The following is a 14,058-nucleotide window of genomic DNA, read 5'->3' as shown; positions in this document are numbered from 1 at the left end:
TAGCGGGACTGCCCGTCAGGTTCAAGCCGCAGTTCGGTTAAGGTGGATTATCAGTCGAACTTGCGGCTCGGAGCCAGCACCATGGCCTCACCCACCAGCACTTTCTTTCCGTCAACTGCGCAGTGGCAATCCAGCTTAACCCGGCGTTTGGCGAAATCGATATCGATCACCTTGACCTCGGCATAAACCATGTCGCCCGGACGCACCGGCGCCAGAAATTTAAGCGATTGTCCCATGTACACGGTTCCATGTCCGGGCAGCTGCTCTCCGATAACCGCAGAGATCAGGCCAGCGGTCAGCATGCCATGCGCAATACGTCCTTCGAAAATCGTATCGCGGGCATAGTCATCATCCAGATGAACCGGATTCCGGTCGGTCGATACTTGAGCGAACATCTCGATATCTTCATCGGTCACGACTTTGCGCAAGTGCCGTGACATGCCCATTTCGATGTCTTCGATGCAAATCGTTCCGCGCGGAAGGTTGTCCAACATGCTGCCCTCATTCGAGATCGTAAGAGCAACAAAAGACCATCATCTGCCGCTCGTCGGCAACTTTATTACTTCGCAGTTGCAGAAAATCAAGTCTTTTTTGCTATCTCAGGCGACCAATCGAATAGGTTGGATTGATCTGTTCCTTCTCGTTATGAGCTTTCAACGCGTCTTCGTCTGGATGATGTGATGTTTTGGTTTCTGCGGCTGCCAAACCGCCGGTGATGAAGAGGGTATCAATGCCTTCCCCCATGCCTCCAGCGATATCTGTTTGCGGCCCGTCCCCTATGGCAAGTATTTCAGAATCCGACACATCAACCCCAATCGCCTGCAACCTGCGCCGGGCCAGATCGTAGATCGGCGGGTGTGGCTTACCGAAATATAGGCTTTCACCACCCATCTCGGTATAAAGTCGGGCCAAAGCACCTGCGCACCATTCGCGCGTTTCGCCTCGGTCCACCACGATGTCCGGATTTGCGCAGAGCAGTTTCATCCCTTTCTGCTTGGCATAAAGAAAGTCGGGCCGGTTCACATCTGGGTCCGCCATCGGGTCGAACGGGCCGCAACACACGATGCCTTCGGCCGCGTCCAGCGGAACGCGTTCAATGTGGATCGGATGATCCAGCAGTTTCAGGGGTTCAAAAAAACCGGCATCCCGCTGCCATTCCCCCATGAAGTAGACTTTTTCGCCAATCGCCCCGCGAAACATCGCTGAACGCGCCGAATCACCGCTGGTTGCAATCGTGTCATAGGAATCTGCCGGCACATTGAAATGTAAAAGCTGCTCGGCAACCCCGGCCCGAGGCTTGGGGGAATTGGTTACAAGAACCACCGTGCCACCACGTTGACGATAAGCTTGCAGTGCCGCGACGGCCTCTGGGTAGGCAGTTATCCCATTATGAACGCAACCCCACAAATCAACAAACAGCGCTTTGTAGCGGTCAGAGATTTCAGCGAGTGAAGAAACGATCTGGGTCATGGCGCGCCTCGTGCAGCAGGGAATGCGAGATGTCAAAGCCTATGGCAGAGCGTGGCGCAATTGGCCAGAGGTGCAGCCCAGGCGGAGCGGCCGAAATCAACCCCCCTTGTTCATCTGGCCAAAAATATCTCGGAGCACGAGGCAGAGCCTCGCAACAAAAAGCGCCCGGTTTCGGGCGCCTTTGATGATCTAAATTCAAACCTTGAGGTTCGGAATGATCTGCTTTTTCCGGCTCATCACGCCGGGCAACACAACCGCGTCACCGTCCACGGTTGCGCCAAAGCTCTTCTCAGCGACGCTTTTCACCAGATCATTTGGAACCAATAGCGTCGCTTCTTCGTTCAAAATATCGACCACGAACAGCAACACCTGATCAACGCCGTCTTCCTTGGCCACATCAGCCATCGAGCTTACGATGCTGTCCTTGCGATCCAGCACGACACCGGGGGCAGTGGTTTCCAGAACCGAGACCCGGAACTTGGTGCCGTCGACTTCGTATTCTTTGCTGTCCATGCGGATCAGTTCGGCGTCCGAGAATGACGATACATCCGATTTTGCTGCAAACATGTCGGCGGCGTAGGCCGAGACATCCAGACCAAGTTCAGCCGCCAGTTTCTCAGCCACGGCGCGGTCGTGCGCGGTGGTTGTGGGTGAGCGGAATTCCAGTGTGTCCGACAGGATGCAGGTCAGCGCGGCACCTTTGATCGCGTCGGGCATCTTGGCGGCGTCGTCACCCATTAGATCGACCATGATGGTTGCAGTGCAGGCCAGCGGGCGCACGGTGATGTCGATAGGGCCTTTGGTTTCAAGCCCGCCAACCAGTTTGTGGTGGTCGATTATGGCGCGGATATCTGCGCTATTGATGCTGGCGGGCAGCTCGGCCGGATTGTTGGTGTCGACGATGACAACCGGTGCATCCTCGGCCACGTCCTCGATGATTTGCGGCTTGGGCAGGTCCCAACGCTCAAGCATAAAGGCGGCTTCGGTGTTGGGTTCGCCTAGCAAAACGGGCTGTGCCTGTTCACCTTTCACTTCGTTCAGATACCACGACCACAGGATCGGAGAGCCGGTGGAATCGGTGTCGGGAGATTTGTGGCCAAAAACTAGCGTTGTCATGTCTCGTGTCCTGAAGAATATGGATTTGCGCGCCTTATAGGGTGGTCAAACACGGTTGTCACCCGGAAGCAAACTTGCTGCGACCCTTGGTCTGAAAACCTAGAATTCAGCGCGTTCCAGTGTATATCCGGCTTGCTGTAGCTGGTTCAGTAAGCCGTAGTCGTTGCTCAGATGTCCGGCCCCGACAGCGATCACCGCGGTCTGATCCTTCAGGTCCAGAATCTTTTCCATCCAGTTGGCGTTGCGTTGCACCAGAAGCTGATCCTCGAACCCTTTCCATTCGGCGTTAAACTCTTCTGGTGTCATCCCTGAAGCATCAAGTCCCTGAATTTTCGCAAGCTCAATGATCGCGGCGTGCTGCTCTTCGATATAGGCGTTCGCCATGGTGATCATTTGGTCGTCCCCGGCCTGCAGCGCCCCAGCGAGCCTGGTCAGTGACGCCACTTGTTCCTCCAGAGGATGGCTGTCGAACATGGCGATCAGATCCTCGATCCGCTCTAGCGAATACTGGGGTATCCCGTGTTGTTCGGCCAGTTCCGTCAGGCGCGTGTCCATGCCGCGATCAAAGTCTGGGGTATTCATCAGGCAAGGCGGAATGCCCAACATCATGCTTAGAAACCAAGGGCGCATCTTGGCGGCCATCCAGGCGGGAATGCCACGCTCGGCCAGAGTCGCGGACAGCGCTGTCCAATCTTCTTCCGACATCAGGTCAATCAAAGTGGGGCCGGACGTAATCAGGACCGGGCTGAAATCATCGGCCAGATCTTTTTCGAACGCGTCCATTTCGTCCTGTGTGACCTCGAAGAAAAACGCGTCGGCCTGACTCAGAACTGGCTCCAAGCGCTCGACCACGGGTGCCATGCGGGGGTCGCTGGTGTGGAGGGTGCCGATCAGGTGCAAGACAGTCCCGTCTTTTGTCGCGATCCAGTGGTTGCCCTCCGGAAACGGAATGTCACTGATTGTCTTCTCGAGATCAGCTTGACTTTCGGCTGACAGGTCAAGCCTAAGATCTCTCCCTTCGCAGGCCGCATGGGCGGTAATCGGAAGCAAAAGGCCGAGACAAAAGCTGAGCAAGCGCATAAGAAACCTTCCGGAAATGGCGAATATGACCAAGACGTACTCCTGCCTTCTTGTAAGTTGCAATGTAGTTTGTCTTCAAACCGTGGCTGGCAATCCGCGCGAAACTACATAGCATGGCGTTATGAAGCTCGAGCAGGACCTTTACCCACCCATCAAAGCCTTGTTGGAACGTCAGGGATATACCGTGAAAGGTGAAGTTGGCGCCGCCGACATTGTTGCTCTGCGAGACGGGCAGGAGCCGGTGATCGTTGAACTCAAGCTTCGCTTCAGCCTCGCGCTGTTTCACCAAGCTATCACTCGTCTGAAAATAACCGATCAGGTCTACATTGGGGTCTGTAAACCAAAAGGCCGGGCAGCGAGACGGGCGTTGAAGGATAATCTGGCGCTGTGCCGCCGCCTGGGGTTGGGTCTGATCACCGTGCGCTCTGATGGGACGGTCGAGGTTCAATGCGATCCCGGCCCCTATGCGCCGCGCAAGGATAAGGTCAAGGCAAAGCGATTGCTGCGCGAGTTTGAAAGGTTGCAGGGCGATCCGAATGCGGGCGGTGCCACGCGTCATGGGATAGTAACGGCTTACCGACAGGATGCGCTAAAATGCGCGGCACATCTGGCGGAAAACGGAGCGGGCAAGGGGGTTGATGTGGCAAAGGCCACTGGCGTAAGGGCGGCGACACGTTTGATGTACGACAATCATTACGGCTGGTTCGAAAAAGTGGAAAAGGGCGTCTACGCGCTGTCTGAGGCAGGGCAAGAAGGTCTGAAACACTGGGCGTACAGCTGGGATCAGCCAGACTAGGTGCCTTGTTCTTGCCTGCTTATCGCGCCAGGCAAAAAAATCTTTCACATATTGTTGACTCGCTTCCTGCAACTCCCTAGCTATGCGTCGTTATCACTCATGAGACCCGAGTGCTAACGCCTCGTCAGTCGGCGAGGGGAGGATAACAAACTTTGAGCCCAAGGAGCTGCAAAGATGGCATTGAAACCGCTTCATGACCGTGTGCTGGTTCGTCGCGTAGAAAGCGAAGAGAAAACCGCAGGCGGACTGATCATTCCCGACAGCGCAAAAGAAAAGCCCAGCGAAGGCGAAGTCGTTGCAACCGGCGAAGGCGCGCGCAAGGACAGCGGCGAACTGATCGCAATGGCTGTAAAAGCTGGCGACAAGATCCTGTTCGGCAAATGGTCGGGCACCGAGGTTCAGGTCAACGGCGAAGAGCTGCTGATGATGAAAGAAAGCGACATCATGGGGATCATCGAGTAAGCGCACCCGCTTTCTCTGATCTTCATTTCAACAGATATTCTCAAGGAGAGACAACATGTCTGCAAAGGACGTCAAGTTTGACACCGATGCCCGTAACCGCATGCTGGCCGGTGTAAATGTTCTGGCCGATGCTGTTAAAGTGACCCTGGGCCCCAAAGGCCGCAACGTGGTTCTGGACAAATCCTTCGGCGCGCCGCGCATCACCAAAGACGGTGTTTCGGTTGCCAAGGAAATCGAACTGGAAGACAAGTTCGAAAACATGGGCGCGCAGATGGTGAAAGAAGTCGCCAGCCGCACCAATGACGAAGCCGGCGACGGCACCACCACCGCAACCGTTCTAGCCCAAGCCATCGTTCGCGAAGGTCTGAAGCAGGTTGCTGCTGGCCTGAACCCGATGGACCTGAAGCGCGGCATCGACCTGGCAACTGCCAAGGTTGTCGAAGGCATCAAAGACGCTTCGCGTGAAGTCAAAGACTCGGCAGAAGTTGCTCAGGTTGGCACCATCTCGGCCAACGGCGAAGCCGAAATCGGCCAGCAGATCGCAGACGCGATGCAGAAGGTTGGCAACGAAGGCGTTATCACCGTCGAAGAAAACAAAGGTCTGGAAACCGAGACCGATGTTGTCGAAGGTATGCAGTTCGACCGTGGCTACCTGTCGCCTTACTTCGTCACCAACGCAGACAAGATGATCGCAGAACTCGACGACTGCATGATCCTGCTGCACGAAAAGAAACTGTCCTCGCTGCAGCCGATGGTTCCACTGCTCGAGCAGGTGATCCAGTCGCAGAAGCCTCTGCTGATCATCGCGGAAGACGTTGAAGGCGAAGCGCTGGCGACTCTGGTTGTCAACAAACTGCGCGGCGGCCTAAAAATTGCTGCTGTCAAGGCACCGGGCTTCGGCGATCGCCGCAAAGCCATGCTGCAGGACATCGCAATCCTGACCGGCGGTCAGGTGATCTCCGAAGATCTGGGCATGAAGCTCGAGTCCGTCACCATGGACATGCTGGGCACCGCCAAGAAGATCGAGATCACCAAAGACGAAACCACCATCGTCGACGGTGCTGGCGAGAAAGCCGAGATCGAAGCACGTGTTGCTCAGATCCGCACTCAGATCGAAGAAACCTCGTCGGATTACGACCGTGAGAAGCTGCAAGAGCGCGTTGCCAAACTGGCAGGCGGTGTTGCCGTTATCCGCGTTGGCGGCATGACCGAAGTTGAAGTGAAAGAGCGTAAGGACCGTGTGGACGATGCTCTGAACGCAACCCGCGCTGCTGTACAAGAAGGCGTTGTTGTGGGCGGTGGTGTTGCTCTGGTTCAGGCCGGTAAAGCACTGGAAATTCTGGAAGGTGCAAACGCTGACCAGAACGCAGGTATCAACATCGTTCGTAAGGCAATCGAAGCGCCTCTGCGTCAGATCGCCGAGAACGCAGGTGTCGACGGTGCGGTTGTTGCTGGCAAAGTTCGCGAAAGCGACGACGCAGCATTCGGCTTCAACGCTCAGACCGAAGAATATGGCGACATGTTCTCGTTCGGCGTCATCGACCCGGCCAAAGTTGTCCGTACCGCTCTGGAAGATGCGGCATCGGTTGCTGGCCTGCTGGTCACCACCGAAGCAATGGTTGCCGACAAGCCCGCCAAAGAAGGCGCGGCACCTGCCGGCGGCATGCCCGACATGGGCGGCATGGGCGGCATGATGTAAGCTGCTTAAGCCTTAGTGCTTAATAGCGGGGTCGCCTTTGGGCGGCCCCGGTTTTGTTTGGAATGTCTGTTGTGCATTCGTATCATTGGCGCTGGTAGGCTCTGGTCCGAGGAGGGTCGGGATTGGCTCGGCAATCGGGAATGTGAGTGTGCAAATCCCTTTGAAACGGCTATGCGGTTGATATGCGACTGTTTCTTCTGACCGCTTTGACAATGTGCGCCTTCGCTGCGAATTCGATCCTGAACCGCCTTGCTATCGATAGTGGCGCAAGTGATCCGGCGGGATTTGCCATTATCCGGGTTTTGGCTGGTGCCTTGGTTTTAACGGTATTGGTGGCGCTTCGGGGCGGCTCGATCCCTTTTTTTAATCGTCGACGTGTTGTTGGGGCCGGGTCACTGTCGCTTTATATGATCGGGTTTTCAGTAGCGTATCTGACGCTTGATGCCGGGCTTGGTGCGCTGATCCTGTTCGGGGTTGTGCAAATTACCATGTTTGCGATTGGTGCAATGACCGGTTCTGCACCCACTTTGAGACAGATATTGGGTGCCGGTATTGCGCTTGGTGGACTGGTTTTTGTTCTTTGGCCTGCTGGGACGGTTCAGGTCGACCCGACAGGGGCCGGCTTAATGACGGCTGCCGGGGTCGGGTGGGCCATATATTCCATCGCGGGCCGGTCCGAACCAGATGCATTGTCGGGAACTGCAGCAAATTTCATCATGGCGTTGCCCGTCACGGGATTTGCCCTGTTCCTGCTGGGAAGCAATTGGCAAATGTCTCCGCTTGGCTATGGGCTGGCTGCGCTTTCCGGAGGCGTCACGTCCGGTCTCGGCTATGCGCTATGGTACCGTGTCGTGCCACAGCTTTCACCGGCGGTGGCCGCGATCGTGCAACTCAGCGTTCCAGTTATCGCAATTGCTGCCGGGGTCATCCTGTTAGCCGAGATGGCAAGTCTAAGGCTTCTGCTCGGCGCCGGATTTGTACTCGGCGGCATCGCACTGGCGGTGCTGCGCCGGAACCGTGGCTAGGGGTTCCCTCGGCCTGGGTTAGGCCTTATCTGGCGTGTATGAAATTTCTTGCTGTTCTCCTCTTGTGCCTTATGCCTGCGGTGGCCAATGCGAAATGCGTGGTTCTTCTGCATGGCCTCGCGCGCACAGAGGCCTCGTTTACCGTCATGGAACAGCTTTTTCATGCGCATGGTTACACTGTGGTTCGTCCAGGTTACCCTTCGACAGACCTACCAATACCAGACCTCGCCAACCAGACTTTACCAGCTGCGTTCGCCGCCTGCGGGGAGGATACGGTTAACGTTGTAGCGCATTCGATGGGGGGCATTCTGCTGCGCTATTGGTTGCAGGACAACGACCCCGAGAATCTGGGACGGGTTGTCATGCTCGGGCCTCCTAATCAGGGCAGCCAACTGGTGGATGAGCTTGGTGCTTGGGAGGTTTTCGGCTTTCTGAACGGCCCTGCCGGGCTGGCATTGGGAACCGGACGCGAGGGTATTCCACGCCGTCTGCCGCCTGTTGATTTTGATCTGGGGGTGATCGCAGGCGAGAACTCATTGAACCCATTGTTCTCGTCTCTGATCGATGGTCCAGATGACGGCAAGGTATCGATAGAGACCACAAAGGTTGAAGGTATGGCTGATCACATCGTCTTGCCGGTGACGCATACGTTCATGATGAACAACCCGCGGGTCATGGCGCAGACCCTGCATTTCATCGAATTCGGACAGTTCGATCCACAAATCACCTGGCTTGACGGGGTGACGGATATCATCGACCAGATCTGTCTTGGGGAAGATTGCTCGGAACCCGACTCGGAGCCCACTCAATGAACTCGTTGGAACTGACATTGACCGGCGCGAATGTTCTGTTGCCCGGCGAAGGGGTGTCGCGTGCTGAACTGACGATCGCCGAAGGTACCGTTCAATCCGATAGGGCAGGGCGGCAGATTGATCTGTCAGGATACCTCATCCTGCCTGGCATCATTGATTTGCATGGCGACGGTTTTGAACGTCACATCGCGCCCCGGCGCGGTGCCATGAAGCAGATGGCAGAGGGCATTTTATCGGTCGAGGCGGAACTGGCCGCGAATGGAATAACCACAGCTGTTCTGGCGCAGTTCCACAGTTGGGAAGGCGGCGTGCGCGGGCCCGAGTTTGCTGGTCAGGTTTTTGACGCCATCGCTGCGGTTCGGGATGATGTTGTAACCCAACTGATCCCTCAACTGCGCTTCGAAACCCATATGCTGGACGACTATGACGGGCTGCCCGAACGTATCGCGGATTGGCAGGTGCCTTATGTGGTTCTGAATGATCATCTACCTCATGACCGGCTGGCTGAGGGGCGAAAACCACCCCGCTTGACGGGGCAGGCACTGAAGGCGGGACGGAATCCCGAAGTGCATTTTGAGATGCTGAAGGCAATGCACAACCGCAGCGCCGAGGTGCCAGCAGCACTGGACAGCCTTTGCACTGTCCTTGCGAACCGAGGAATTCGGCTCGGCAGCCATGATGATACAACGCCGCAGGATCGTGCTGAGTGGCGCGAGCGCGGGGTGATGATCTCGGAATTTCCGGAAACGCTGGAAGCCGCCGAATGTGCCCGGGCGGGCGGAGATCACATCATCCTCGGCTCACCCAATGTTGTGCGGGGCGGCTCACATAAGGGAAATGCCAGCGCGGTGGATCTGATCTCGATGGGTTTGTGTGATGCATTGGCATCGGATTACCACTACCCCAGCCCGCGCCGCGCTGCGCTGATGTTGGTAAAATCTGGCCTGCTGGATATTGCGAGCGCCTGGGCGCTTGTCTCGTCCGGTCCCGCGCGGGTTTTAGGCCTGAAGGATCGCGGAACGCTACAGCCCGGATATCGTGCTGATCTGGTGATACTCGATGCGACAACCCACAAAGTCGCTGCCACACTGTCAGGCGGGTGTGTCAGCTATATGTCCGGTAGTATCGCAACACGTTTCTTGAGCTGATCCCGGCTTCATCTGGCTAAAAATACCTCCGCCGGAGGCATCGCGCGTAAGCGCGATTACCTCATCGCGAAATCCGGTTGAAATGCCCCATCTTGCGGCCGGCCTTGACCTCGGCCTTGCCATAGAGATGCAGTGCTACGTCCCGTTCGCGTGAAAGCTCGGGTACGCGGTCCATGTCATGCCCGATCAAATTCTCCATCACGACGTCCGAGTGGCGCTGACCGTCGCCCAAAGGCCAACCGGCCACGGCGCGAATATGTTGTTCAAACTGATCCACGGCGCAGCCGTTCTGGGTCCAGTGACCCGAGTTATGAACGCGCGGCGCAATTTCATTCACGATCAATCCTTGTGGCGTCACAAACAATTCGACACCCATGACGCCGACATAATCCAGCGCGTTGAGAATGTTGGCGGCCAGCAATACCGCATCTGTCCGCTGCGCCGGAGACAGGCGTGCCGGTATTGTAGTCGTGTGCAGGATGCCATCGCGATGGACATTCTCGCCCGGATCGAAACAGGCAACTTGCCCGTCCAGACCACGTGCTGCGATGACCGAAACCTCGTGGCTGAAGTCCACAAACCCTTCCAGTATGGACGGCGCGCCCGCCATATCGGCCAGTGCCGCCCCGGCATCTTCGGGAGCGCGTAGCCGGGCCTGACCTTTACCGTCATAGCCGAAGCGTCGGGTTTTCAGGATGGCGGGGGTGCCAATGTCATCAATTGCTGCGCGCAAGCTGTCCAAATCGGAGATGTCTGCAAAGGGCGCGGTTTGCAGGCCTAAGCCTTGTAGAAATGTCTTTTCGGTCAAGCGGTCCTGACTGACCCGCAACGCCTCTCGACCCGGGTGAATGGGGCGGTGTGCCTCAAGCAGATCCAGCGCCTGGGTGGGGATGTTTTCAAACTCGTAGGTGATCACGTCCACCGACTCCGCAAAGGCCTTCAATGCGTCGGCGTCATCATAAGCGGCGGTCGTGACCTGATTTGCAACTTGACCGGCCGGAGGATTTGCGCCCGGCTCGAATATGTGGGACTTGAACCCCAACCGTGCAGCCGCGATCGAGAGCATCCTGCCCAGCTGACCGCCCCCCAATATCCCGATTGTCGCACCGGGCGTAAGCATATCTGACATCGTCATGTCTCCAATCTCTTGCCAATCGCACTCAGTGCAGCACGCAAGGCATCATGCGCGCCCTCGGATTGCAAAATATCCGTCATCTGAAGGCTCAGTGTGCCCTCGGTCGCAAGCGCGTCACGCTCGGCTGCCAGTTGGCCCGCATGCTCTTTGTGCATTGATGTCAGAAACCCTGACACAAGCTGCGTGGTGTAGAATTCGGCCCGGTCTTTGTCGCCGGTCTGATCAGCCAACCAGTCGGTGCCTGTTGCCATAAGATCCAGGATACCTGGCACCATGGCGCAGATGGCGAAGTGGGCGTTCAACGCGGCCTCATTGGCAACTTTGACCACAGGATTTTCGGGCTCGAACAAATCTGCCAAGAGGCGATCGTTGCCGTAAGCGGCCAACGGGCAACCTCCTGTCTGAAGGAAACCCAGCGGAATCGTTTGCACAAAATCCGATGCCGGCGCGCACAGGCCGGATAGCTGCTCCTCAGAGACGGCGGCCATCACCGAAACAATCTTCTGATCTGCGCGAAAGCTTAGCGGGGTCAGAACGTCCTCGGCCACATGGGGGCGCAGGCAGAGAAACACGATCTCGGACGCATCAATCACGTCTTGCGGAGTGCCAACTCGGACCCCAAGCTCGGCCTGCAGAGCCGAGGAGACTTGGGCATTGCGCTCGGTGACGTAAAGATCATGACCTTTTGCAGCCATCAGCCGCGCGATTGGCGCAGCGATGTGGCCTGTGCCGATGAAACCGATACGGCTCATTGCTGAGGTTCTTCCGGGATCGAAGCAGAGAGGGCCTCGCGCCACGCATCCAGCCGTTCCGCAAGCGCGGCATCCTGCAGCGCCAGAATGCCCGCGGCCATCAGGCCCGCATTGGCCCCGCCGGCGGAACCGATAGCCATGGTTGCAACCGGAAAACCTTTGGGCATCTGCACGATGGAATAGAGCGAATCCACACCCGACAACGCGCGGGTCTGCACCGGAACGCCAACTACCGGCACGCGGGTTTTCGAAGCCATCATGCCCGGCAAATGCGCCGCGCCACCCGCGCCCGCGATAATGACCTGCAAGCCGCGCGACACGGCGGTTTTACCATAATCCCAGAGGCGATCCGGCGTGCGGTGGGCCGAGACGATCCGCGCCTCATATGCGATGCCCAGCTCATCCAGAATATCGGCGGCCTCTTTCATCGTAGGCCAGTCCGATTGGCTGCCCATGATGATCCCTACTTTCACATCGCTCATCCGCTTACGCCCCTGCCATCGGAAAGAGCGCGCACTATAGCCAAATCCGCATATGTGGCAATGCGGTACGCGCGTCTCAGGCGATGATATCGGGGGTCAATCTGTCTTCGATCAGACGGATGATGTCTTTCAGGCGCAGTTTCTGCTTTTTTAGCCGCTTGATCGTCAATTGGTCCGAGGTCCCCTTGGCCTGCAAGGCCTCGATCGCTTCGTCCAAATCACGGTGCTGGCGTCGAAAGACCTCTAATTCCACCCGCAGGACTTCATCGGTTTTCATCGAAAGATCGGTGGGTGCGTTCATGGACGACTCAGTGTTTCAAGTGGTGCTTCTAACACAAGATAGTGTGTCAGGGTTTATCCGGCCAGACCTTGTGGACATCCCTGTATCTTCCCATATTCTATATCACGCGGTTGCCGACATCGGGACCGCAGAATACGTCGCTTTGACAATGAAGGACGAAAATACGTGTCGAAACTTACCTTAGGCTCATACCCGCATCTTTTGGGGTTCGAGCAGTTGGAACGCCTTCTGGAACGGTCTGCAAAGGCCGGAAATGAAGGATACCCGCCCTATAATATCGAGCAGACCTCGGATTTTTCCTATCGCATCACCTTGGCGGTGGCCGGGTTCGCGGAAGAGGACCTGTCGATTACCATCGAGGATCGCCAGTTGGTGATCCGGGGCCGTCAGCGCGACGACAGCGAGGGGCGCATATTCCTGCACCGTGGCATCGCGGCGCGTCAATTCCAGCGCATGTTTGTGCTGGCTGACGGGGTCGAGGTGGGCGAGGCGATCATGGAAAACGGTCTGCTGCATGTGGACCTAACCCGCGCCGTGCCTGAAACCGTGGTTCAGACAATCAACATCAAGAAGGGGTAAGAGCAATGAATACACCGATTGAGATCAACGCCGAAGGCAATCGGATTGTCTATGTAAAGGCCGTTGATGTGGCCGACCTGCCGCAAGATCTGCGCGAGCAGGCAGGCGATCTGGATCAGCTGTATGCTGTCCACGATTCCGATGGGCAGCAACTGGCATTGGTGGCCGATCGCAAGCTGGCCTTTGTACTGGCACGCGAACATGACCTGTCCCCGGTGGCCGTTCACTAGGCCACCAAACATTCCGCCGAATTGACGTGACATTTTCTGCCTCAGCGGTGATCGTGCCGCTGAATGAAACGCAGGAGTGCGCGATGAGCTGGTATGATTTCGATTGGGTGGATGCGTTCAGCGATCAGGCCTTTGGTGGCAACGGCTGCGCAGTTGTGCATGAGGGTGCAGGGCTGTCGAACGCGGTTTGCATGGCATATGTGCGCGAGACTTCTCTGGTTGAATGCACTTTTACCGGGCCATCCGATATCGCTGATATCCGGGTCCGGTACTTCCTGGCCAGCCGGGAAATCCCATTTGCCGGGCACCCGACCATAGCAACCGTTGCAGCGATGCGATCACGGGGGTTGGTTCAGGGTGATGCTCTGACGCTTGAGACCGGAGCAGGGATTGTATCGATCAAACTGAATGGCGATGACATCGAAATGACGCAGGTCGCCCCGCAATTCGGCGATCATGTGTCCGCAGATCTGGTTGCCGCCGCCATCAGCCTGCCGAAAGAGGTGGTAATTTCTCCACCGCAGTTCGTTTCAACCGGTCTGCCCTTTTGCATTACGGTCCTGCGCGATCACGAGGCGCTGCGCGCTGCCAAGCTGGATGTTGCTTTGCTCAGTCATATTACCGAAAAGGCCGGTTTCTCGGGGTCGGACATGGCTGAACCGTTTCTTGTAACACTGAAAGGCGCAACGACTACGGGCGACACATTCTCGCGCCTGATGATGGCGCCCCCCAGCCCGCCCGAGGACCCGTTCACCGGATCCGCCACCGGAGCGATGGCGGCCTATCTCTGGAAACACGGACTGATGGACAAAGAGACATTCACCGCCGAACAGGGCCATGACATGGGCCGCCCAGGTCAGGCGACCGTGACGCGCGTTGGACCTTCGGATGCGATGACGGGGATCAAAGTTGCCGGGCGCGGCCATGTCCTGATGCGCGGGCAGGTGGATTTGCCCGACTGAACCAGACCC

At 57.1% G+C, this 14,058-nt stretch carries 17 protein-coding genes; 9 read left to right on the top strand and 8 right to left on the bottom strand.

All coding sequences use genetic code 11. From position 1 onward, the window contains the following. Positions 1–50 precede the first annotated feature (50 nt). The 4 genes from ACR0EN_RS11640 to ACR0EN_RS11625 form a co-directional block, all read right to left on the bottom strand. Positions 51–494, bottom strand: coding sequence for a MaoC family dehydratase (locus tag ACR0EN_RS11640; RefSeq protein ID WP_074736482.1), 444 nt, complete (start codon positions 492–494; stop codon positions 51–53). Positions 495–594: 100 nt separating this feature from the next. Continuing rightward, complete coding sequence (locus tag ACR0EN_RS11635) at positions 595–1,470, bottom strand: TIGR01459 family HAD-type hydrolase (protein ID WP_170392423.1); 876 nt, start codon at positions 1,468–1,470, stop codon at positions 595–597. A gap of 195 nt (positions 1,471–1,665) precedes the next feature. Next, positions 1,666–2,586 carry a manganese-dependent inorganic pyrophosphatase gene (locus ACR0EN_RS11630; protein ID WP_170420563.1) on the bottom strand — a complete coding sequence of 307 codons (921 nt, stop codon included), beginning with the start codon at positions 2,584–2,586 and terminating at the stop codon, positions 1,666–1,668. 99 nt (positions 2,587–2,685) lie between these two features. Then, positions 2,686–3,666, bottom strand: coding sequence for a TraB/GumN family protein (locus ACR0EN_RS11625; protein WP_170818836.1), 981 nt, complete (start codon positions 3,664–3,666; stop codon positions 2,686–2,688). 121 nt (positions 3,667–3,787) lie between these two features. On the opposite strand from ACR0EN_RS11625, the gene ACR0EN_RS11620 reads away from it, so the two are divergent. The 6 genes from ACR0EN_RS11620 to ACR0EN_RS11595 all read left to right on the top strand — a co-directional run bounded on the left by ACR0EN_RS11620 (position 3,788) and on the right by ACR0EN_RS11595 (position 9,608). Next, positions 3,788–4,462 (top strand): DUF2161 family putative PD-(D/E)XK-type phosphodiesterase, encoded by a 675-nt coding sequence (locus tag ACR0EN_RS11620; RefSeq protein WP_170392417.1) that lies wholly within the window; start codon positions 3,788–3,790, stop codon positions 4,460–4,462. Positions 4,463–4,636: 174 nt separating this feature from the next. Beyond that, a complete protein-coding gene (groES, locus tag ACR0EN_RS11615) occupies positions 4,637–4,924 on the top strand; it encodes a co-chaperone GroES (protein ID WP_010441779.1) in 288 nt (95 codons plus the stop codon). Between the two features lie 55 nt (positions 4,925–4,979). Further along, the gene (gene groL / locus ACR0EN_RS11610; RefSeq protein WP_480586861.1) at positions 4,980–6,623 is read left to right on the top strand and encodes a chaperonin GroEL; all 1,644 of its coding nucleotides are present in this window, start codon (positions 4,980–4,982) and stop codon (positions 6,621–6,623) included. 182 nt (positions 6,624–6,805) lie between these two features. Further along, positions 6,806–7,648, top strand: coding sequence for a DMT family transporter (locus ACR0EN_RS11605; protein WP_480586858.1), 843 nt, complete (start codon positions 6,806–6,808; stop codon positions 7,646–7,648). Between the two features lie 38 nt (positions 7,649–7,686). Next, positions 7,687–8,460, top strand: coding sequence for an alpha/beta fold hydrolase (locus tag ACR0EN_RS11600; RefSeq protein ID WP_480586855.1), 774 nt, complete (start codon positions 7,687–7,689; stop codon positions 8,458–8,460). Beyond that, on the top strand, positions 8,457–9,608 hold the full coding sequence (locus tag ACR0EN_RS11595; RefSeq protein ID WP_480586852.1) for an alpha-D-ribose 1-methylphosphonate 5-triphosphate diphosphatase: 1,152 nt from the start codon (positions 8,457–8,459) through the stop codon (positions 9,606–9,608). Before ACR0EN_RS11600 ends, ACR0EN_RS11595 begins: the two co-directional genes overlap by 4 nt. Positions 9,609–9,669: 61 nt before the next feature. On the opposite strand, the gene ACR0EN_RS11590 is transcribed toward ACR0EN_RS11595, so the two are convergent. The 4 genes from ACR0EN_RS11590 to ACR0EN_RS11575 form a co-directional block, all read right to left on the bottom strand. Then, positions 9,670–10,737 (bottom strand): 5-(carboxyamino)imidazole ribonucleotide synthase, encoded by a 1,068-nt coding sequence (locus tag ACR0EN_RS11590; protein ID WP_170392403.1) that lies wholly within the window; start codon positions 10,735–10,737, stop codon positions 9,670–9,672. A gap of 2 nt (positions 10,738–10,739) precedes the next feature. After that, complete coding sequence (locus ACR0EN_RS11585; protein ID WP_170818832.1) at positions 10,740–11,495, bottom strand: NAD(P)-binding domain-containing protein; 756 nt, start codon at positions 11,493–11,495, stop codon at positions 10,740–10,742. Then, entirely contained in the window at positions 11,492–11,977 is a 486-nt protein-coding gene (gene purE, locus ACR0EN_RS11580; RefSeq protein ID WP_170420576.1) for a 5-(carboxyamino)imidazole ribonucleotide mutase, read from the bottom strand. Before purE ends, ACR0EN_RS11585 begins: the two co-directional genes overlap by 4 nt. A 76-nt stretch (positions 11,978–12,053) precedes the next feature. Beyond that, positions 12,054–12,278: a YdcH family protein gene (locus ACR0EN_RS11575; protein ID WP_010441787.1), complete on the bottom strand. Its 225-nt coding sequence runs from the start codon at positions 12,276–12,278 to the stop codon at positions 12,054–12,056. 165 nt (positions 12,279–12,443) lie between these two features. Between ACR0EN_RS11575 and ACR0EN_RS11570 the strand changes: the two genes are divergently transcribed. The 3 genes from ACR0EN_RS11570 to ACR0EN_RS11560 all read left to right on the top strand — a co-directional run bounded on the left by ACR0EN_RS11570 (position 12,444) and on the right by ACR0EN_RS11560 (position 14,049). Next, the gene (locus tag ACR0EN_RS11570) at positions 12,444–12,857 is read left to right on the top strand and encodes an Hsp20 family protein (RefSeq protein WP_010441788.1); all 414 of its coding nucleotides are present in this window, start codon (positions 12,444–12,446) and stop codon (positions 12,855–12,857) included. A 5-nt stretch (positions 12,858–12,862) separates the two neighbouring features. Beyond that, a complete protein-coding gene (locus ACR0EN_RS11565; RefSeq protein ID WP_170392397.1) occupies positions 12,863–13,087 on the top strand; it encodes a DUF1150 family protein in 225 nt (74 codons plus the stop codon). 83 nt (positions 13,088–13,170) lie between these two features. Then, the gene (locus ACR0EN_RS11560; RefSeq protein WP_170420578.1) at positions 13,171–14,049 is read left to right on the top strand and encodes a PhzF family phenazine biosynthesis protein; all 879 of its coding nucleotides are present in this window, start codon (positions 13,171–13,173) and stop codon (positions 14,047–14,049) included. The last annotated feature ends 9 nt before the right edge of the window (positions 14,050–14,058 follow it).

Source organism: Ruegeria sp. AB7, assembly GCF_056542625.1.
Note: the sequence above shows the minus strand (reverse complement) of the source record. Positions and strands in the feature narration are given on the sequence as shown.